Here is a 19,373-nt window from a genome sequence, read left to right as displayed (position 1 = left end):
GAAGGAATGCCTTGTGAACAGACGGACTTTCTCCGAACGGGCGTTTGACGGCTTCAATATGCTTTTTCTGACACTGCTGATGATCGTAACGATCTATCCGCTCGTGTATGTCGTATTCGCCTCGCTCAGCGATGCGGGAAGTCTTCTCGCGCACAAAGGGTTTCTGTGGAAACCGGTCGGCTTTTCGCTGGACGCCTACGCCAATGTTTTCCGAAATCCCATGATTTTGAAAGGGTACGGCAACACGTTTTTCGTGGTCATCGCGGGTCTTGCGATCAATATTTTACTGACCTCGCTCGGCGCTTACGCACTGTCCCGCAAAAGTCTCGCTTACCGTAAAAGGATCATGCTGTTTATCGTGTTCACGATGTTTTTCAGCGGCGGTCTTATCCCGTTTTATTTGACGGTCAAAGGGGTGGGGCTTGCCAATACGTTGTGGGCGCTCATTATCCCGACGGCGGTCAACACGTTTAACCTGATTCTGATGAAAACGGCTTTCGAGGGCATCCCGGATGCGCTGGAGGAATCGGCCAAAATCGACGGGGCGAACGATTTCGTCATTCTTTTCCGGATCGTCCTGCCGCTATCGCTTCCGGTTCTTGCCGTTATGCTGCTCTATTACGGTGTCGGTCACTGGAATGCGTGGTTTAACGCCCTTATCTTTCTGCAGGAAAGATCCATGTTTCCTCTGCAGCTCATTTTGCGCGAAATTCTTCTGCAAGGAGAAGCGAATTCCAATCTGGGCGCATCGGAAGGCGATGTGGCTATGCTTACCGTCACGCTGAAGTACGCGACCATTATCGTCGCAACGGTGCCTATTCTGCTCGTTTATCCGTTTTTACAGAAATATTTCGTAAAAGGAGCTCTGATCGGAGCGATAAAAGGATAGGAGTGACGCTTCATGAAGCAATCCGTAACGTACCGTCCGCTTTTGGATCTCGATTGGCGGGCTTTTATGGCAGAGCACGATATGGAATGGGTAGTAAAACCGACGAGCTGGGATGAAGGCGCTTTCATCGGCAACGGAACGATCGGAGCGATGGTCTACGGGGCGGAAAATGTAAAAAAGCGGCGGACGCTCCGGTTTGTGATGGGCCGGACCGATGTCACGGCGACCCGCACGGACCGCGAAGATTTTAAACCCCGTGTGCCGATAGGCGAAATGAATCTGGAGCTGACGGGCCTGATCTATAATCCAACGCGGATGCGGCTGGATTTGTGGAACGCCGAGCTTCGGGGCCTGCTGACTACGACATGCGGCGAAGTGCGCTTCCGGGCGCTTGTGCATGCCGAAGAAGCGGTTATGGCGATTGAATTGGAAACATCGGAGGAAGAAAAGGAGGCGCGCCTAGTATGGGTGCCTCACTCCGCAGTGGACGAAGTGCTCAAGTTTGCCGACGGGATCAACGTGAATCAGTACATTCCGGATACCGGACACGAGACGTTCCGGGAGGACGGAATTACCTGCACGGTCCAGCGCTTCGCGGAAGGAAAAAATGGCGGCGAAGGATGCGTCACCGCCTGGACCGTAACGGAACTTCCGGAAGGACGGAGAATCGCCTTCGTCTCTGTCCAGAACGGCTGCTCCGGGCAGGCGGAAAAAGCTGCGGCGCAAGCCGTCCGGAAAGCGGCGTCCGCCGATTTCGGCGAATGGGTGGCCGCCCACCGGAAATGGTGGCACGGCTATTACCGCCAAAGCTTTGTCTCCATCCCCGATCGGCGTCTGGAAAGCTTTTACTGGATTCAGATGTATAAGCTGGCTTCGGCAGCCAGGGGAGACAGTGCCCTGCTGGACAATCAGGGTCCGTGGCTCGCACCGACTCCCTGGGCCGGGAACTGGTTCAACATGAACGTACAGATGAGTTATTCCCCGGTGTACGCGTCCAACCGCCTCGCGATTGGAGAGTCGATGGTCAAAGCGGTAGCGGATAACAGAGAGAACCTGAGAGACAATGTTCCTCAGCCGTACCGTCACGACTCAGCCGGGCTGGGAAGAAGCGGCAGCTTTGACCTGCGCAGTGAAGTGGGCGAGGAGACCGGAAATTTGGCCTGGCTCTGCCACTGTCTCTGGCGGCAGTACCGCTATTCGATGGACGACCGGATGCTAGAGGACATCCTGTATCCCGTGCTGCGGGGAAGCGTCAATTACTACCTGCACCTGCTGGAGACGGGGGAAGACGGGAAGCTGCACCTGCCTCCGACGATCTCGCCGGAGTATGGCTCGTTCAAACGGCTGGCCGTCAGCGACTGCCATTACGACCTGGCTCTGCTCCACTGGGGGTGCGAGACGCTGCTTGCCATAAGCGCAAGGCTCGGAAGCGGCGATCCCCTGGCCGGCAGATGGCGCGAAGTGCTGGACAACCTGACGCCGCTGCCGGTGGACGAAAGCGGCTATATGGTCGGCCGCGGAGTCCCCCTTGCCTTCGGGCACAGGCACTTCAGCCACCTGCTGGCGGTTTTTCCGCTGCACCTGGCCAGCCCGGACCGGGAAGAAGAACGGGAGCTTATCGACCGTTCCCTCCGGCACTGGCTGGACAGCGAAGGCGACCTGCGCGGCTTCAGCTTTACCGGGGCGGCTTCGATCGCCGCCACGCTCGGCTGGGGGGACACGGCCCTGCGCCTGCTGCATACCCTTCTCGGCAACATCAAGCCGAATACGATGTACAAAGAAGCCGGGCCTGTCATCGAAACGCCCCTGGCTGGGGCCGAATCGCTGCACGATATGCTGCTGCAGAGCTGGGGCGGCACGATCCGGATCTTCCCCGCGATTCCGGAAGAGTGGAAGGAGGCCGCCTTCCACGACCTGCGCGCCGAAGGCGCCTTCCTCGTCAGCGCCGTCCGCCGCGGAGGTGCCACGGCTTTCGTACGGGTCAAGAGCCTGGCGGGAGAACCGTGCGAAATCCGGACGGGCTGGACCGGTACGGTGCACTGGCGGCTGGCCGGAGAGAATACGCGCCATACCGTGGAGCTGGCGGACAGCCGGGAATCGCTTGTGCTTCCGCTGAAACGGGGGGATGAAGCGATTTTGTATCCGGCCGGCGAGGAACCCCGGCTGAAGATCAGATCCGTGGAGGGCAAGACCGGGCCTGTCCGGTATTTCGGGGGCTCCAAGCCATGGCGCCTGCACGGATTTCCGTTCCGAAGCCTGCTGGAGGAGTAGAGAGTGTGAAGGAGCTGACAGAGATAATGATCGGACGTGGAGAACTTCTGCTTTTTCAAGGAGACAGCATTACGGATACCGGCCGAAACCGGGAAAATTATTCGGATCTGGGCAAAGGCTACGTCGGGATGATAGCGGGCCTGTACGGCGCCGCTTATCCCGAAAAACAGGCTGCTTTTCTTAACAGGGGTATCAGCGGAAACCGCGTGAAAGATTTGCAGAACCGCTGGCAGCAGGACTGCATCGATTTGAAGCCGGATTGGGTCACGATTTATATCGGGATCAACGATTGCTGGAGAAGATATGACCGCAATGACCCCACATCACCGGAGACGTTTGCCGCGGGATACCGCCAGCTCCTGACGCGAACGAAGGAAGAAACGGGAGCCCGGATCGTGATGATGGAGCCGTTTGTCCTGCCCGTGCCGGAAGACCGCAAGGCTTGGCGGGAAGATCTCGATCCGAAGATCGGGGCCGTACGGGAGCTGGCCCGTGAATTCGGCGCCCGGCTTGTTCCGCTCGACGGCTTGTTCGCCCGCGCTTCCGCGGAAGCTCCCGCCGCCTATTGGGCTCCGGATGGGGTACACCCCTCGGCTGCAGGCCACGGCCTGATCGCCAGGGCCTGGCTGGAAACGATGAAGGTGAGGCTTTTTTAAAGAATAGAGCCGTTTATTCCGGATTTTGAGGAGCTTTTCCGGGATTTAAAGATGGCTTTGGCGGGATATTTGCGGTATACCGGAAGTAGAGTGCGCACTCTGCAATCTGTTTACCGGAAGGAGAAAGAAACCGAGAGTCAAGCCATGCGCCGAAAATACGTTCAAAAAAGGATGTGTTGTGATGAACGCAAGTAAACGTACTTTTTCGCTCGTTCTGAGTCTTTGTCTGCTTCTCATGCTGGTTCCCGCTCAAGGTTATGCGGCGGACTCCAAGTTTACGATCTCCGCTTCATCCGTAACGGCAAGCAACGATGACGGCAACAAGCCGGGCAATACGGTGGACGGAAACCTGGGGACCCGCTGGTCTTCGAACGGCGACGGCCAGTGGATCTTATTCGATCTCGGTTCGCTCCGTAAAGTCTCCTATATCAAGATCGCTTTTCTGAGCGGCGACACGCGGACATCCACTTTCGATATCCAGACTTCGGCGGACAACGTCACGTTCACGAATGCAAAGACAAATGTGACGAGCAGCCTGAACACGCAGCTTCAGACTTTTGATTTTACCGATGTGTCTTCGGCGCGGTATGTAAGAATCGTCGGACACGGCAATTCCGCGAATCTGTGGAACAGCTACACGGAGGTCGAAATTTACGGAGAAAACGCCGGCCAAGGAGGAATTCCCGTATCGACTTCGGCAGAACTGGCGGCGGCTCTGAAAAACGCAAGCGCGGGGCAGACGATCGTGCTGGCGGACGGGAGCTATACGGTCAGCGGCAGCAATACGTCGATTCTGATCGAAAACAAAAACGGCACGGAAGCTAACCCCATTACGATCAAGTCCGCAAACCGGGGAAAAGCCGTTATTACGGGTTCCGCTACGTTCGAAGTCAAGAATTCGTCGTACGTCACGATTGAAGGCTTGAAATTTACGAATTCGGCAGACAAGGGCGTCCTGCTGAACGGGTCCCATCATATCCGGCTGACGCGCAACACGTTTGCCTTGCCTGCACGGGGCAAAGACACTATCTGGCTTCAGGTCAGCGGTACGAACAGCCATCATAACCAGATCGACCGCAACGATTTCGGCAACAAAACAGACACCAATCCTCTGATTGCTTATGAAGGTGACGGACAGGGGAACATTTCCCAGCATGATGTAATCGAATACAATTATTTTCACGATGTAGGTCCATGGGTCGACAACGGCAAAGAAACGATCCGGCTGGGCTTATCCAAAATCTCGCTTTCCGACGGGTTTAACAAAATCCAGTATAATTTGTTTGAAAATACGGACGGGGAACCGGAAATCGTTTCCGTGAAAAGCAGCAACAATACCGTTCGCTATAATACGTTTAAAACGTCCAAGGGCGGACTTACTTCGAGACACGGACACAGCAACAGTTTTTACGGCAACTTCTTTCTCGGCGACGGGGTAGAAACGAAGCAGGCAGGCATCCGTTTTTACGGGAACGATCATAAGATCTACAACAATTATATGGAAAATCTGACGGAAAGCGCGATCATTCTGGACAATGGAAACTACGACGGGGGAACGGGCGGTTATCCTTCGAATCCGAGCGAAGACGATCTGAAGGCACAGTGGAGAATTTACCGGGCCCAGGTTGTGAACAACACGATCGTGAACAGCACGACCGGTATCGTAGTCGGCTCGGGCAAAGCTTTCACCCCGGTAGACAGCCGGGTAGCCAACAATATCGTGAAAAACAGCTCCGGTATCCTTTATAACGAGGCTGCTGCGACGAATACGGTATTCGAAGGCAACATCGGCTACGGAGGGACGGTTACGAATAACAACAGAACGTCCGCCGAGATCTGGAACAAGAATCCGCTGCTGACGGCTGTGCAGGGGCTGCAGAAATTATCGGCTTCCAGCCCGGCGATCAATTATGCCAAAGGGTCTTATTCTTTTGTCCAGGAGGACATGGACGGGGAAATCCGCTCGGTGAACGACGCCGGGGCCGATGAGCGTTCGAGCGCGACAAGCTTCACGAATCATCCTTTGACCCCGGCGGAAGTGGGCCCGGATGCTCCCTGACTCTGATTTTTAGAAGGTAAAAGAAAACGCCGCCGTCCGCAGACTGGTGTGCTAGATAGGGAATAAAACTGGAGCCGGCACGGTTTGTGCCGGTTTATTTCTTTGGAAGGAACCGGCAGTGAGGAAAAAAATTTGCCTAAACCGGCCGATTTTGATAAGATACAGAACGAACGTTCAGTATTATTTTTTTCGTGAAAAGACCGGCAGTACGGCTGCCGTTAAACCATCCACGAAGGAGTGAAGCGGTGCGGATGAATAAAAAGCAGCTGCAAAGCGAACAGACAAAAAAACGGGTTGCGGAGGCCGCCAGGACTTTGTTCGTCCAGAAGGGTTACAAAGCCACTTCTATCGAAGATATCGTGGAGGCCACCGGGAGCAGCAAAGGGAACATTTATTATCATTTCAAAAGTAAAGAAGGCTTGTTTCTTTATTTGATCGACGAGTGGGAGCGCGAATGGGAAGAAAAATGGCGGGAAAAAGAACCGCTTTACAAAACGACGACCGAGAAGCTGCTGGGAATGGCGGAGCAGATGGTCCTCGAAGATCTGAATCATCCTCTGACCAAAGCGGCCGATGAGTTTTTCAATAACGAAGAGAAAACGAACGATGTGGAAGAACGGATCGCCGAGCTTGTGAACGGGCATCTAAAGTTCAATCAGACCTTGATACAGCAGGGTATGGACAATGGCGAATTCAGCAGTGCCGATGTGAAGCCGCTTGCCCTGATTCTGGAGAGTCTGATTATGGGTCTGAGCCAGATGTCGCGGAAATCGACTACGAAGGAAGCATTGGAGCTGTACCGGCTCGCTTTCGGCGTCTTCCTGCACGGAATCGCCAAACCAGGCCGATAAAAGGCATGGCCGCTTATCGCTGACTGCTGACCGCTGAGGAATCTTGCGGCTGAGCCTGTTGACGTCTTCTGTCACGACCCAATACAGAACGAACGTTCAGTATACGAATGGCGCATGAAGCGATCCCGGATAGATAATTATACAGATAAAACTCGTGGAGGAGGGGATGGAAGTGGATTTGCTGCTAAGAAACAGAGGGGCCGTACTGCTTCTCATGCTTAATATTTTTCTCGTATTTACCGGTATCGGACTCGTTATACCGATTATGCCGACTTATATGGATGAACTTCATTTAAACGGAAGCATTATGGGCTTTCTCGTTGCCGCGTTTTCGCTGACCCAGCTCATATTCTCGCCGCAGGCAGGTAGGCTTTCCGATTCGCTGGGCCGGAAGAAAATGATCGTGGCCGGCATGGTCATCTTCACCGTGTCCGAGCTGCTCTTCGGCGTAGTGAGCTCGCCCGTCCTGCTTTTCGCTTCCAGAATGCTCGGAGGGATAGGCGCGGCGCTTATTATGCCTTCGATTATGGCTTACATAGCGGACGTCACTACTACCGCGGAACGGGCCAAAGGCATGGGATTTATCAACGCCGCGATCACGACGGGCTTCATCATCGGTCCGGGCATCGGCGGCTTTATCGCGGAATTCGGCATCCGCGCGCCTTTCTACGCCGCTGCGGCCGTCGGCGCCGTCGCCGCGGTTGTCACACTGTTTATTCTGCCTGAATCGAAACCTGTGGAGCCTTCCGTCAAAGCTGAAGCGGTTTCCGTGAAGAAGCAGAGCTTTATGGCTCAGATGATGAGTTCTTTCAAGGAACCGTATTTTATCAGCCTTGTGATCGTATTCGTGATGTCTTTCGGACTGGCGAATTACGAGACGGTTTTCGGACTTTTCGTGGATCATAAATTCGGATTTACACCGAAGGATATCGCTTTTATCATTACGTTCGGCTCTATCTCGGGGGCAGTGGTGCAGGTCACGATATTCGGCTGGATTCTTAATCGTTTCGGAGAAAGAACCGTCATTTCGGTCTGCCTGGCCATGGCCGGCCTGTTCGTTTTGCTGACTTTATTCGTTCATCAATATTGGATGATTGTCGTCGTGACGTTTATCGTATTTTTGTCGATCGATATTTTGCGTCCGGCGATCGGTACTCAGATGTCCAAAATGGCAAACGAGCATCAAGGCTATGTGGCGGGACTAAACTCTGCGTATACGAGTCTCGGGAATATCACGGGCCCGATTGTGGCCGGAGTTCTTTTCGACCGGAATTTGAATTATCCGTACGTTTCGGCTGCACTTATCCTGTTCCTATGCTTTGCTCTGTCCTTGCGGGCGGGAAGAAGAGGCGAGGTATCCGGCATTTCATAAAGGTGCGGAAAGCTTTATAATGGAAGGACGATAGGAAGCGGGAGGCATGGGGGATGCGGCAAAAGGAAGGCTATATCGAAGTACCCGGGGGCAAAGTGTGGTACTGCTCGCTGGGAGAAGGAGGCGGAACGCCTCTGCTTGTGCTTCACGGCGGGCCAGGCAATACGCACGATCCGCTAAAAGCGGCGCTGCACGTGCTGGCGGCCGAGCGGCCGGTTATTTTCTACGATCAGCTCGGAGGGGGCAACTCGGACAGGCCGGAAGATCCCTCTTTGTGGCGGACGGAAAGGTTCATGGATGAACTGGTTTGTGTCAGAGAGGCACTCGGGCTGGACGAGGTTCATCTGCTCGGGCATTCCTGGGGCACAATGCTTGCGGCTTCTTACTTGATCGAGCGCAAGCCCGCCGGAGTGCGCAGCGTCATTTTCTCCAGTCCCTGCCTGAGCGCGGCGCGCTGGAAAGAAGATGCGGACCGCTTTCTGGCTCAATTGCCGGAGGAGGTTCAGGCGGTTATCGCGCGCAGCGAGGAGCAGGGCACAACCGATTCGGACGACTACCGGGAAGCGATGGATGAATACTACCGGCGCCACGTATGCCGCATAGATCCGAAGCCGGCGGTCATGCTGGAAAGCCGGAAAAAGGCCAATAAGGACATTTACATGTCCATGTGGGGACCTTCCGAATTTTGTCCGACCGGCAGTCTGAAAACCTACGACGTTACACCGCGGCTTCATGAGATTAACGTGTGGTCGCTGTTCCTGTGCGGCCGGTATGACGAAGCGGCGCCGGAGTCTACGTTTTATTATCATTCGTTGGTTCCGCATTCGGATTTTCATGTGCTGGAGAACAGCTCTCATGTGGGGTACATGGAAGAACCGGATGAATATATCCGGATCGTCCGCGGCTTTCTAACTTCATAAGCGGAATGAAAAAAGACAGACTTTCTTTTAGAAGAGAGTCTGTCTTTTTAGTTGGCAAAACGGGTGTCCGAGCTGCAGCCGCTGCTCCGGTATTTAGAGACGGGCGCCGCCGGATACGTCGAGAATCTGGGCGGTGACCCACCGGCTGTCCTCCGACGCCAGAAAGGACGCCGCATCCGCGATATCTCCGACTTGTCCGAGTCGGCCGAAAGCGGACATGCCTGCCGCATACTCCCGGACCGCCGGATCGCTCAGAATGTCCGCGTTAATATCGGTTTCCGTGTAGCCGGGGAGGATCGTGTTCACGGTAATGCCTCTTTCGCCCAACTGTTTCGCCAGCGGCAGCGTCATCGTATTCAAGGCGCCTTTCGTCAACCCATAGGCAATGGAAGCGGGGAACGCGATGCGTGTTTCCACAGAGGAAATATTCACGATGCGTCCTCCGCTGCGCAGCCGGGGCAGCGCTTTTTGAATAATAAAAAACGGGGCTTTGATATTGACGGCGATCAGCTCGTCAAACTCTTCTTCGGTCGTCGTTTCGATCGAACCTTGTGTGCCGATTCCGGCATTGTTGACGAGAATATCGAGGGAACTGCTTCCCGTATGTTTGACGGAGAGGGTGTCCAATTGCTCAAACAGCTGTTCCACGCCCTGCATGGAGCCCAGATCAGCCCGCACGCTGCAAGCTCTCCCTCCGGATTCCATGATTTCGGCAACAGTCTGCTCCGCCGCCTCCTTGTCCCGGACGTAATGAACGGCTACCCAAGCTCCGTCACGGGCCAATCTCTTGGCGATTGCCTTTCCGATTCCGCGACTCGCTCCGGTGACGAGCGCCGTTTTGTCGTGCAAATCATGCATGCGTATCATCCTTTCCGATTCTATAGGTTTAATTATATGGAAATTCGGAAGAGGAAACAGGTATAATCAAAGGGATTCGAGCCGAAATACTTTCCGTTTTATAAGTAAAATCGTCAAAAAGCTTTAGGAGGATTATAATGCGAGAGACGGCTAAGCCCGACGATACCGACCGTAAAATCATGAACTTGCTGCATACAAACGCGCGCATACCGGTTGCCGAAATCGGCCGCATCATTTCCATGACCCAGCCGGCAGTGAGAGAGCGCATCCAAAAGCTCGAAGAGCAGGGGATTATTACCGCCTATAAAGCGAAGTTCGATCCCGGTAAATTAGACCGGGGCATTCAAGCTTTTATGTTGTTTAAAACCGTTAAATGCCGGGAGTTTGTAAGTTATTGCGAATCTTCCCCGGAGGTGGCCGAGCTGTACCGGATTAGCGGAGAGTTCAATTATATGCTAAAAACGAGAAGCGAATCGATGGAATCGCTTGCCGCGTTCCAGGACGCGATGATGAGTTTCGGAGTATCCAATACGCTGATGATCATGCATGTTCATGAAGAGGATAAAAGTCCGTTTTGACCGGTGGTAATTTATGAAAAGCAAAACGGCAGAACAGCGGCCAAGACCGTTTCGCATTTTAATATAGAAAATTTTCCGAGTACCCGAGCCGTGTCCAAAAAAATAAAACCCGGCGGACCGAGGTCCTAACCGGGTTAGCTATTTTACGCGTTTACTTGATGGAGTAAGGGAGCTTGAATGTCCAGAGCTCGGTGCCGTTTTCCGGGGAGCTGCTGTCGACGCCGAAGTCGTTGTCGTTGACGATAACAAGCGTATTGCCGTTTACGAGAGAAACGCCTTCCACTTTCTCGTACGGATATTTGAAAGCGACCAGATCGAGCAATGTTCTTTTGGAAGGAGGAAGGATGCCCTGAGCTTTCAGCTCGGCCGGTGTCATTTGCTCCAGTGTTTTACCTGCCGTTTTGGTGTCGTCGTATTTGCCGAGAATGTTGGTTGCATTGGTCAGATCGATGGAATAAACGCGTTTGAGCTGCGCTTTGTCTCCCGCATTTTTGTCGCGCTCGTCGATAAGCAGCGTATTTTCGTCCACCACCACGAGGTCCGAAATGACGATGTCGGCCTGCTTCAATCCTTTGAAGCCTTTGGCGTCTTCCGCAAGGTAAGCGAATTCGGCTACCGGCTCCAGCGTTTCCAGATTAAACTTGACGATACGCAGCTGACGGGAATTGTCGGATTCCTTATTCGGGCTGCGCAGCGGGCTCTGCATCGCCATAAACATATAGCGACCGTCCGGTGTGATGCCTACGGCTTCGGCGCCGCGGTTTTGGCGGAGCTTGTTGTAAACGGCCGGCAGCGTTTCACGGGCAGGCACCAGAGGCGTGGATACTTGAGCGGACCAGCCTTTAGGCACGATGCGTTCGATCAGGGTGCCGTCGCGTTTTACATGCGCGAGGGAGGGACCGTATTCGTCCGATATCCAGAACGTGTCGTCTTTAGGGTTGTAGGCCAGGCCCTCTACGTCAAGGCCGTACGGATCGTATGCGAGTTCTTTCTCGGCTTTGGCGTCGAAAGGCACTTCGTCCCGTCCTTTGATGTTCGGCAGACCGCTGACGTTAGCTTTTCCGGTTGCCGGATTGATTCCGTTCAACTTAAGAGGGAATTGGTCGAGAATGTTGATTTGACCGTCTTTTATTTCGATTTTGTAAATGGTCGGCGTGTAATCAACGAGCGGGAACGTACGGACGGTCGTTCCTTTCACATCGACTTCTCCGTTCGGGCCGCGGTCCGCCGTTGTGTAGAAAACGTTGTCCGGATCGCCCGGAATGTGGGTCAGCGAGGAGCCGATGCCCATTTTGACGCCTTTGGCCAGATCGGGGGCATTCAATTTGTATTTGCCTGTCAGTGCAGGCTTGTCCGTCAGAGAAACACGGCTGCGGAACTCGTCCCAGTCGACGTATTTGCCGGTCGCTTCACTGAGGGCGCGGAAAGGCAGATACAGACTGCCGTCAATGTTCACGGCCGGAACAGACGGAGCAACGGCTTCCCCGTTGTTGGTGTAGGTGACCGAATCCGCCGTAGAACCTTTCAGATCCGCGGCAAAAGCGGACCCCGTTCCGGATACGAGCGTGAGTACTGCCGATGCGGCGATAAGCCAATTCTTTTTCATTGTTGCAGCTCCCCTTCTAAGTCGGATAGTATGTATGAACTACTAAACCTGACTATAGCAGGGCTTTGTTAACGTTAAGTAAGTGTATGATGGAGAATTTGTAAAGGAACGGCGGATGAGCTTTCTTACCGGCTGCTATTCTTTAGCTGAACAGGGAGCTGGACTCAGCAAGGCAGCACCGTGCAAGAACGAGTCGTTCGTAAAAAAGCTGCCTCCGCCGGGATAACTTGGCGCCTGCATTCAGACAGTCAGGCGTGCTGCATGTTCTCTGATTTGCGTTTTTGCGCATTCGAAAGCTTGAAAGAGACGAGATTGATGAGAATTGCGGCAGCGACTCCGGCAGCTCCGATCCATGTAACGGCGTTCAATGAGACGCTTCCGACAATAATACCCCCGATCCCGGCACCGGCCGCCATGGAAAGCTGCATCACGGAATTGTTCAGACTGAGCATAATTCCGGATGATTCGGGTGCCATTGTGACGAGATTATACTGCTGGGTCGGGCCGGAAGACCAGGCTGCGAACGACCACAAAATCAGCAAGGCGAATACGACGACAGGGGAGTGGGCGGCCAGCGTCAGCAAAACCAGCGTGATGACGTGCAGAGTCATGCCGGACATGAGCGTGCGGAACACCCCCCATTTGTCGGCGCTGTAGCCGCCGATCTTGGAACCGACGAGGCTGGCGATGCCGAATGCAAGCAGTGCGGCGCTCAGCATCTTCTCATTCATTCCGGTAATCGTCAGCAGATACGGGGAAATGTAAGTGTAAGCGATGGAATATCCTCCGAGCCAAAAGAAAGTTACCGACAGAGCCAGGAGTATCCGCGGCTGTTTGAGCAAATTCAGCTGTTCGCGAAGAGGAACGGGTGCGTCTCCTTCCGTTTTCGGGATGGTGACGGACAGAATGAACATCGCCAGCAGTCCGAGCGCGCCGATCCCGGCGAAAACCGTTTTCCAGTCATAAGCCGCCGCAACCAGCCTTCCGAGCGGAACACCCACGATGAGAGAAGCGGTAAAGCCCATAATGACGGTCGCTATCGCGCTTGCCTGTTTACCGGAGGGGGCGATTTTGGCGGCTAAGGTCAAGGCGGTCACGACGACTACACCCGCACCGAGCGCCATCAGAACGCGGGCTCCTACAAAAGCGGCAAAGCCCGGCAGTATATAGGCGAGCACGTTCGCGACGACAAAAAGCCCCAGGGAGAAGATCAGTAATTTGCGCCGTTCCCAGCGGGCCGTCAAAGCGATTAGCAGGGGAGTCCCGAGCCCGTAAACGAGCGAAAAGACGGTAATCAGCTGACCGGCCGCAACCAGGGAGATGTCGAGGCTGGCGGCGATTTTATCCAGAATTCCGGCAATGATGTATTCGGACGTTCCCACCAGAAAGCTGATCAGAGCAAGCATATAAATTTTCCACGGTTTAAACATGTGTCATCCTCATTTCTTGTAATATTATATTTCTAAAAATATAGAAATAGAAAATAGATAGATATAAAAATCAGGGGTGATCAAGCTGTTAAGGCACGTAAGTCTTTCATTTAAAAAGCCTTTATTTAGATGTTTCTAGTTATATCGAAATATTGAACAAAAAAACTACTCGGCCAAATAAGGCGCATATTTTTTGACCGTATCTTCATTCAGACTGTAGTAAATGTAGGTTCCTTTTTTCTGGGAATGAAGCAGTCCGCAGTCCGCCAATTGTTTTAAATGATGGGACAAGGTGGAAAGAGCGATCGATTCCAAGCGGATCTCGAGCTCCGCTGGACAAAGGTTGCTTTCCTTGGACAGAATTTGAACGATTTTATAGCGCGTATGCTCACCCAGCGCCCTATGTACTTTAACGGCTTGATTCGTTTCCATGCTAGCTGCACCCTTTTTTCATCCGGCCTGATATGCTGCCTGCTGATTTTCTTATTTCTACTATTTTCGAAATAACTATACCATGTCTCCGCTCAAAAGTAAACGGCTGATTCAGGCAGAAGTAACTAAACCTCCAAAATAAAAACTGCCCCGGTCCAAGGAGGACAACGGGACAGCTTTTTCGTTCCGAACGGAACCAACGTTTATTTCAGAGCGGTATAGATGGCATCCAAAAGCTCTCCGCCCAGGTTTTGACCATACTCCCAGAACATGATGCCGCCCAGGTTGTTGCTTTTGAGATAGTTGACTTTATGAGTCAGAGATTCCGCATCGTCGTAGCTCAGCATGCTGCTGCCGTTAGTGAGGTATGGAGCTTTGGCAACATCGTCCCATTGGCGGGTCCAGCCGTTTTTGTTGATGTAGCTGGCTTTGAGCTCGTCATACGTGTAATCGCCGGCACCGTGGGAATAGAAGGCTCCGCCGATTACGATTTTCTCGGACGGAACGCCGCGTCCTTTATAAAGCTTCACGGCATTATCCACACTGTAGCTAGAATTGAGAGAAGACGTGTACAGGTTCGTGTGGTGCGTGTTGGCACCTACCTGCATGTCATAGGTCATGATGTTAATGAAGTTGAAGTAAGGGTGTACGCTGCCCAGGTCGATTCCTTGTACGCCGTACTCGGAAGCGCCCATAGCCGCAGTGATTTCATACTTTTTGGAGCCTGTCCGGCCGTCGGCCGCGCTTCCGGCATCGAGAACTTCACGAAGCTTTTTCAGGAAAAGAGTATAGTTTTGTTTATCCGCCGCTGTCGGATACTCCCAGTCCAGATCGATTCCGTCGAGCTTGTTGGCACGGATATACTGCAGGGCGCTGTTAGCGAAAGCGGTACGGTTCGCATCGTTGGAAGCCGCGCTTACAAAACCGTCGGAACGGCCCCATCCGCCTACTGAAATCAGAACTTTCAGGTTCGGATTTTTCTGTTTCAGCGTGACCAGTTGGGCGATTTGCGAAGTATCTCCGCCGCTGACGCCGTTATTGGCGACATCCGCGAACGCATAGAAGATGTGCGTCAATTTGTTGGCGGGAACCGTGCTCACGGCCGGGAAATGCCAGGAAGCAACGTAGGCGCCGTTGATTTTAGTAAGAGGTGTCGTACCTCCGCCGTCCGTGGATGTAGTCACCGCGAGAACATTGCTGGCTGCCGACAAGTTGCCTGCCGCATCCTTCGCTTTAACGCTGAAAGAGTAAGCGGTGTTGGCTGTCAGGCCGGTTACCGTAGCGGTTGTACCGGTTACCGATGCTGCCAGTGCGGAACCGTTGTATACGTTGTAGCCGGTTACGCCGACATTATCCGTGGAAGCATTCCACGAAAGCGTAACGCTTGTGGATGTTTTGGCGGTCGAAGTCAGGCTTGCAGGAGCCGTCGGAGCCGTTGTATCCGCCGGGCCGCCACCGCCTGTGCAGTCGCTGACGTATTTCCAGCTTCCCCACGTGTTCGTCTGGGAAGGCGTTTCACCCTGCGTCCACCATTTCGCTTCGAATACTTTACCGTTATAAGAAACTTTTTGTCCACCCGTGTAGACTTTAGCCGATTCCCAGGCCGCTTCCGTACAAGCGGCAGCCGCAACACTTGAAGCTGCGGAAGCCTGCTGCGTACTCAAACCGAGGAAAGGCAGCAGAGATACAAGCAGGGATAAGATGAGAAGAACGCGTAACACGATCTGCTTGGGAGATTGAGAGCGGATAGATTGCCAATTCATTACTTAATGCCTCCTTATAATAGAAAGATGTGATACCGCTTACATGAAAGTTTTTCGCTGCTCCACCTCATTTCGTAATGACTTCCGTACGATCGGCCATTCAAAAGACTAGCCTGATCACAGAAAACCGCAAGTAAGGAACGGTACCTTCGTCAGGCGGCAGCGGAAGTCATTTATTGTTGTAAAACGTGCTGCTGCAAGTCTGTGAATCTGCTTGCTCTCCTATTATCGTTTAAACTTTTTACCAGAAAAAGGGGGATTTTTTTATTATCAGGGAGAAATTTTCTCTTTTTTGACATTTTTCATCCTGAAGGGGAAGAAGAGTCGAAGAATAAAATAGTTGGGAGAAATAAAAAAATCCTGCCGGGAGGCAGGATACACTGACATAGACAGGCTTATTCGGTTTCAGGACGTTTCAGCTGCAGCGGGGGAGGGACGAGCCAGCCCTTTTCCTTGTTGAGCTCCAAAATACGGGTGCCCAGGGCGGCCTTGGTCAGATGATATTTGGCGAACAATGCGCCGATATCTTCCCGAATAGCCTGACCCATAGCCTGGCTGCAGGCAACCAGGCCGATCGCCGTATCCGCAGCCAGCTTCGCGGCAATTTCCGGATCCGAGAAACGGGCACCTGGCGGGATATCTTCCAGTTTAACGGAGGGCCGTTCCGGCAGCACGGGAGCCGTAGGGATACCGTTATCGGTTAGCAATGTGTCACACTCTTTGATTTCAAGCTTTGCCTGATCGATAAGATCGTCCAGTATTTTTTTGAGGTCCTTATCGCCGGCATGATTCAAATACGCCTGGTAGCAGGAGACGGAGCCTTTAGCTGCCATGGAAAACTGCCACACGCTGTTAATTTCTCCGAAGTGCATCGGTTCATCTTTCGGATTGCCGCTTAAAATACCCACACGTTTCGCTCCCTTATTTCGCCTATTTTTTCTGATCTAATATGCCCGTTTACGGCGGGATTATGTAAGGTATGGTTTAGCCGGGGAAAAGCTAAGCCCATTCAGGGCCCCAAGAATCGGGGAACATCCGGCCATTTTTGCGAAAATATCCGATAAATGGGCGCTTTCCAAGCACATAATTCTTTTCAACCTACTATATATACAAGGTGTCGATAGAAAAGGTAGAGAGACGCCCAGGAGTTTAAGAGAGGAGAATGTGTTATTAACCCTTCAGTTGATACGGAGCGAAGCCATGCGTCCACGCGTTTTATCCGGGATAGCGAAGGAAGGATTCACTTGGGTTGGCGTATCCTGCTCGGCTGGCTGTCGTTCGTTGCCGCATTGGGACTGGCTGTCATCGTTACTCTGGCCGCACAAAGGTACGGTTTTCCCGTCCTTGCCCAGCAGATTATTCTCGCGGTCGTGACGTCGAGTGTCGCCGTGCCGCTAATTTATTTGCTGAGACGGTATGCCGACAACAGGCCATGGAGCGGTTTGGGGCTGAGTCCTTTGCCGTCGGGACTTCCGTACCTGCTGCTTGGAGCGGGCTTTTTAAGTGCCATGATGGGCGTTGCTTTGCTCGCGGGAACGCTGGCAGGCTGGATCCGCGTGGTGGATGTACATTTGCCTGTCGAGACTCTGCTTGTCATTCTGATTAACATTCCGATCGCTTTTTTTTACGAGGCGTTTCCGGAGGAAGTGACGTTTCGGGGCTATCTGTACACCAACCTGCGCACACGATTCGGCAGTTGGCTGGCTCTGCTTTTGCAGGTCGTTCTTTTTGTGTCAGCCCCTGTCGCTTTAACTGCCGCTATGGTTGCCGCCGGAGTGGGGACATGGGATCTGATCACCTTCGACTATATCGTGAATCTGATTGCCTTCGGTACCGCGCTTCAATTGTGCCGGATTTTCTCCGGAAATTTGTGGATGTGTATCGGATTTCATCTGGCTTGGCTGGAAATAGTCCGTTTTGTGATAGTTCCTTCCGATTTCGCCCTTATTGAAGTGGAATATTTGTCGCCTTACGGAAGTTATCTGGTATCGCTCGGTTCCGTAATCGTCGGCATAGCTGTCCTTCTCGGCTGGACGTACCGGAACAGAAACAGGCAAAAGGAGCTTCGCGATTAGGCACGCCTCCTTCGGCATAAATAGTACGTAACCTGTGCCGCAAGGGAGGATTTACATGGACGCCCATGGAATCAATCCGAAAGCACCCGCCGTTCAAAACGTGGTCGATCAGTCTTGTTATGTCAAGGCTGTGCAGACTGCAAATAAATGATTATAGGAAAAAGGCACCTATCCCCATGGGGTTATGTGCCTTTTTTTGCAGGGCAAAGAGAGGCGTCTGCTACTCGCGGCTGTAGTGCAGCCCGTGCTTGTAGGCCTGCTCAAGCAAATCTTGAATATGACCGGGATCGGCGTTCAACGTATCATACAAGAATTCAGTTTTGGAAGTTGAAATACCGGCATATTCCGCCAAGCCGACATTGAGCTGATGGTGTACCATCTCGTCGTACTTTCTTTTGGCCAACTGCTCCGAAGTAGCTGCGGCCAGGCTGAGCCACAATACTTTCCGGTGATGCAGCTTGCGGGGACCATAGGCGAAACCGTGGTTCCACACGCGATCGATATATCCTTTCAGCATAGCCGGCATCCCGTACCACCAAAGCGGGAAAATGTAAGCCAACCCTTCGTGGCGGTTCATGCGCTCCATTTCGGTATGCACTTCAGCGGAATATTGCTTGCCGCTGTCCGTCCAGTCGGGTTCATCCGGTTCATTCAGGACGGGGTCAAACCCGCTGCGGTAAAGATCCAGCACTTCCGTTTCGTGTCCTGCCTCCTTCAAGCCTTGAACGAAGCGGTCGGCAACCGCCATGGTCAGGGAATCGGTTCTCGGGTGGGTAACAACCGTCAGCACTTTCATTTTTTAACCTCCTTGATAATAAAAATACGCATGCCGAATCTCTTCGAACGATCCCGGACATGCTCTTCATTTAGAAATAACACCGCTAAGAAGCCTTTCTTGCGTCTCATGAATGCTTCGTGAAAAAGGCGGCCCTCCGGACGTTGTTCCGATAGATTTGTCCATCGCACTTTAAGAATCTTCATAGGCACCGGAGTTCCCTCTTTTTACCGGGTACAAGGGTATTATGCCTCCCGAAACCGGGGATGGGAAGTACGCACTTTTTTGTTCTATTGCTACCAAATAGTGTTATAGGCACCAATCGGTGCCTTGAAAATTCCTTTTGCGGCATACTTTTCACGGGCCATTTTACACTTGAATGCAGGCTCGCATTTTAGACAAATACTGGTTAATGACAGCGGTGTAGGTTAAAATGGGCGTAGGAAGCGTACGAAAGACATTCGGACGATAAGGATGTGCAGCAGCTCATGACCGTAAAGCCAAAAAATAAACGCAGATATAATATTCCGGTAGAAGCGACTCTCGATGTTATCGGGGGTAAGTGGAAAACCGTTATTTTGTGCTACCTGACCGAAGGCCCCAAAAGAACGAGCGAGCTGAAAAAAGATATACCGGCCATCACCCAGAAAATGTTGACGCAGCAGCTTAAAGAGCTTGTGGAAGACGAAATTATTACCAGAACCGTTTATAATCAGGTGCCTCCTAAAGTGGTCTATGAGCTGAGTCCCCTGGGCTGGTCGTTAAAATCGATTCTGGATCAAATGTGCGATTGGGGAGACCGGTACATCAAAGATTACATCAAGTAAAGCAAACCGAA

At 52.8% G+C, this 19,373-nt stretch carries 17 protein-coding genes; 10 read left to right on the top strand and 7 right to left on the bottom strand.

Features of this window, described 5'->3' with window-relative positions:
- The first annotated feature begins 13 nt into the window (after window positions 1–13).
- The 7 genes from C4S74_RS20685 (at window position 14) to C4S74_RS20655 (ending at window position 9,018) form a co-directional block, all read left to right on the top strand.
- A complete protein-coding gene (locus tag C4S74_RS20685; RefSeq protein WP_103997235.1) occupies window positions 14–889 on the top strand; it encodes a carbohydrate ABC transporter permease in 876 nt (291 codons plus the stop codon).
- A gap of 12 nt (window positions 890–901) precedes the next feature.
- Entirely contained in the window at window positions 902–3,160 is a 2,259-nt protein-coding gene (locus C4S74_RS20680; protein ID WP_103997234.1) for a glycoside hydrolase family 95-like protein, read from the top strand.
- 26 nt (window positions 3,161–3,186) lie between these two features.
- Complete coding sequence (locus C4S74_RS20675; RefSeq protein WP_103997285.1) at window positions 3,187–3,816, top strand: SGNH/GDSL hydrolase family protein; 630 nt, start codon at window positions 3,187–3,189, stop codon at window positions 3,814–3,816.
- A 181-nt stretch (window positions 3,817–3,997) separates the two neighbouring features.
- Window positions 3,998–5,875 carry a chondroitinase-B domain-containing protein gene (locus C4S74_RS20670; RefSeq protein WP_103997233.1) on the top strand — a complete coding sequence of 626 codons (1,878 nt, stop codon included), beginning with the start codon at window positions 3,998–4,000 and terminating at the stop codon, window positions 5,873–5,875.
- Window positions 5,876–6,126: 251 nt separating this feature from the next.
- On the top strand, window positions 6,127–6,726 hold the full coding sequence (locus C4S74_RS20665) for a TetR/AcrR family transcriptional regulator (protein ID WP_103997232.1): 600 nt from the start codon (window positions 6,127–6,129) through the stop codon (window positions 6,724–6,726).
- 172 nt (window positions 6,727–6,898) lie between these two features.
- A complete protein-coding gene (locus C4S74_RS20660; RefSeq protein WP_103997284.1) occupies window positions 6,899–8,098 on the top strand; it encodes an MFS transporter in 1,200 nt (399 codons plus the stop codon).
- Between the two features lie 53 nt (window positions 8,099–8,151).
- Window positions 8,152–9,018 (top strand): proline iminopeptidase-family hydrolase, encoded by an 867-nt coding sequence (locus tag C4S74_RS20655; RefSeq protein WP_103997231.1) that lies wholly within the window; start codon window positions 8,152–8,154, stop codon window positions 9,016–9,018.
- 93 nt (window positions 9,019–9,111) lie between these two features.
- On the opposite strand, the gene C4S74_RS20650 is transcribed toward C4S74_RS20655, so the two are convergent.
- Window positions 9,112–9,876: an SDR family oxidoreductase gene (locus tag C4S74_RS20650; protein WP_103997230.1), complete on the bottom strand. Its 765-nt coding sequence runs from the start codon at window positions 9,874–9,876 to the stop codon at window positions 9,112–9,114.
- 137 nt (window positions 9,877–10,013) lie between these two features.
- On the opposite strand from C4S74_RS20650, the gene C4S74_RS20645 reads away from it, so the two are divergent.
- Complete coding sequence (locus tag C4S74_RS20645; protein ID WP_103997229.1) at window positions 10,014–10,454, top strand: Lrp/AsnC family transcriptional regulator; 441 nt, start codon at window positions 10,014–10,016, stop codon at window positions 10,452–10,454.
- A 151-nt stretch (window positions 10,455–10,605) separates the two neighbouring features.
- On the opposite strand, the gene C4S74_RS20640 is transcribed toward C4S74_RS20645, so the two are convergent.
- The 5 genes from C4S74_RS20640 to C4S74_RS20620 all read right to left on the bottom strand — a co-directional run bounded on the left by C4S74_RS20640 (window position 10,606) and on the right by C4S74_RS20620 (window position 16,593).
- Window positions 10,606–12,060, bottom strand: a complete 1,455-nt coding sequence (locus C4S74_RS20640; RefSeq protein ID WP_103997228.1) for an esterase-like activity of phytase family protein — start codon at window positions 12,058–12,060, stop codon at window positions 10,606–10,608.
- Between the two features lie 248 nt (window positions 12,061–12,308).
- A complete protein-coding gene (locus C4S74_RS20635; protein WP_103997227.1) occupies window positions 12,309–13,490 on the bottom strand; it encodes an MFS transporter in 1,182 nt (393 codons plus the stop codon).
- 165 nt (window positions 13,491–13,655) lie between these two features.
- On the bottom strand, window positions 13,656–13,922 hold the full coding sequence (locus C4S74_RS20630; protein ID WP_103997226.1) for a helix-turn-helix transcriptional regulator: 267 nt from the start codon (window positions 13,920–13,922) through the stop codon (window positions 13,656–13,658).
- A gap of 203 nt (window positions 13,923–14,125) precedes the next feature.
- Window positions 14,126–15,685, bottom strand: a complete 1,560-nt coding sequence (locus C4S74_RS20625) for a glycosyl hydrolase family 18 protein (protein ID WP_103997225.1) — start codon at window positions 15,683–15,685, stop codon at window positions 14,126–14,128.
- Window positions 15,686–16,080: 395 nt separating this feature from the next.
- Window positions 16,081–16,593 (bottom strand): DUF3231 family protein, encoded by a 513-nt coding sequence (locus C4S74_RS20620; RefSeq protein ID WP_103997224.1) that lies wholly within the window; start codon window positions 16,591–16,593, stop codon window positions 16,081–16,083.
- Window positions 16,594–16,929: 336 nt separating this feature from the next.
- Between C4S74_RS20620 and C4S74_RS20615 the strand changes: the two genes are divergently transcribed.
- Complete coding sequence (locus C4S74_RS20615; RefSeq protein ID WP_103997223.1) at window positions 16,930–17,760, top strand: CPBP family intramembrane glutamic endopeptidase; 831 nt, start codon at window positions 16,930–16,932, stop codon at window positions 17,758–17,760.
- A gap of 220 nt (window positions 17,761–17,980) precedes the next feature.
- Here the strand turns inward: C4S74_RS20615 and C4S74_RS20610 are convergent, their stop codons facing one another.
- Window positions 17,981–18,556 (bottom strand): NAD(P)H oxidoreductase, encoded by a 576-nt coding sequence (locus C4S74_RS20610; RefSeq protein WP_103997222.1) that lies wholly within the window; start codon window positions 18,554–18,556, stop codon window positions 17,981–17,983.
- Between the two features lie 467 nt (window positions 18,557–19,023).
- Here C4S74_RS20610 and C4S74_RS20600 point away from each other — a divergent pair, with 467 nt between their 5' ends.
- Window positions 19,024–19,362 carry a helix-turn-helix domain-containing protein gene (locus tag C4S74_RS20600; protein WP_103997220.1) on the top strand — a complete coding sequence of 113 codons (339 nt, stop codon included), beginning with the start codon at window positions 19,024–19,026 and terminating at the stop codon, window positions 19,360–19,362.
- Window positions 19,363–19,373 lie beyond the last annotated feature (11 nt).

Source organism: Paenibacillus sp. UNC499MF (assembly GCF_900107975.1).
Classification (GTDB): domain Bacteria; phylum Bacillota; class Bacilli; order Paenibacillales; family NBRC-103111; genus Paenibacillus_F.
Note: the sequence above shows the minus strand (reverse complement) of the source record. Positions and strands in the feature narration are given on the sequence as shown.

Coding starts and splice junctions, on each gene's coding strand:
- C4S74_RS20675 (WP_103997285.1), top strand. CDS start 3,187: ATGATCGGACGTGGAGAACTTCTGCTTTTTCAAGGAGACAGCATTACG.
- C4S74_RS20625 (WP_103997225.1), bottom strand. CDS start 15,685: ATGAATTGGCAATCTATCCGCTCTCAATCTCCCAAGCAGATCGTGTTA.
- C4S74_RS20645 (WP_103997229.1), top strand. CDS start 10,014: ATGCGAGAGACGGCTAAGCCCGACGATACCGACCGTAAAATCATGAAC.
- C4S74_RS20665 (WP_103997232.1), top strand. CDS start 6,127: ATGAATAAAAAGCAGCTGCAAAGCGAACAGACAAAAAAACGGGTTGCG.
- C4S74_RS20655 (WP_103997231.1), top strand. CDS start 8,152: ATGCGGCAAAAGGAAGGCTATATCGAAGTACCCGGGGGCAAAGTGTGG.
- C4S74_RS20650 (WP_103997230.1), bottom strand. CDS start 9,876: ATGCATGATTTGCACGACAAAACGGCGCTCGTCACCGGAGCGAGTCGC.
- C4S74_RS20635 (WP_103997227.1), bottom strand. CDS start 13,490: ATGTTTAAACCGTGGAAAATTTATATGCTTGCTCTGATCAGCTTTCTG.
- C4S74_RS20600 (WP_103997220.1), top strand. CDS start 19,024: ATGACCGTAAAGCCAAAAAATAAACGCAGATATAATATTCCGGTAGAA.
- C4S74_RS20640 (WP_103997228.1), bottom strand. CDS start 12,060: ATGAAAAAGAATTGGCTTATCGCCGCATCGGCAGTACTCACGCTCGTA.
- C4S74_RS20610 (WP_103997222.1), bottom strand. CDS start 18,556: ATGAAAGTGCTGACGGTTGTTACCCACCCGAGAACCGATTCCCTGACC.
- C4S74_RS20630 (WP_103997226.1), bottom strand. CDS start 13,922: ATGGAAACGAATCAAGCCGTTAAAGTACATAGGGCGCTGGGTGAGCAT.
- C4S74_RS20680 (WP_103997234.1), top strand. CDS start 902: ATGAAGCAATCCGTAACGTACCGTCCGCTTTTGGATCTCGATTGGCGG.
- C4S74_RS20670 (WP_103997233.1), top strand. CDS start 3,998: ATGAACGCAAGTAAACGTACTTTTTCGCTCGTTCTGAGTCTTTGTCTG.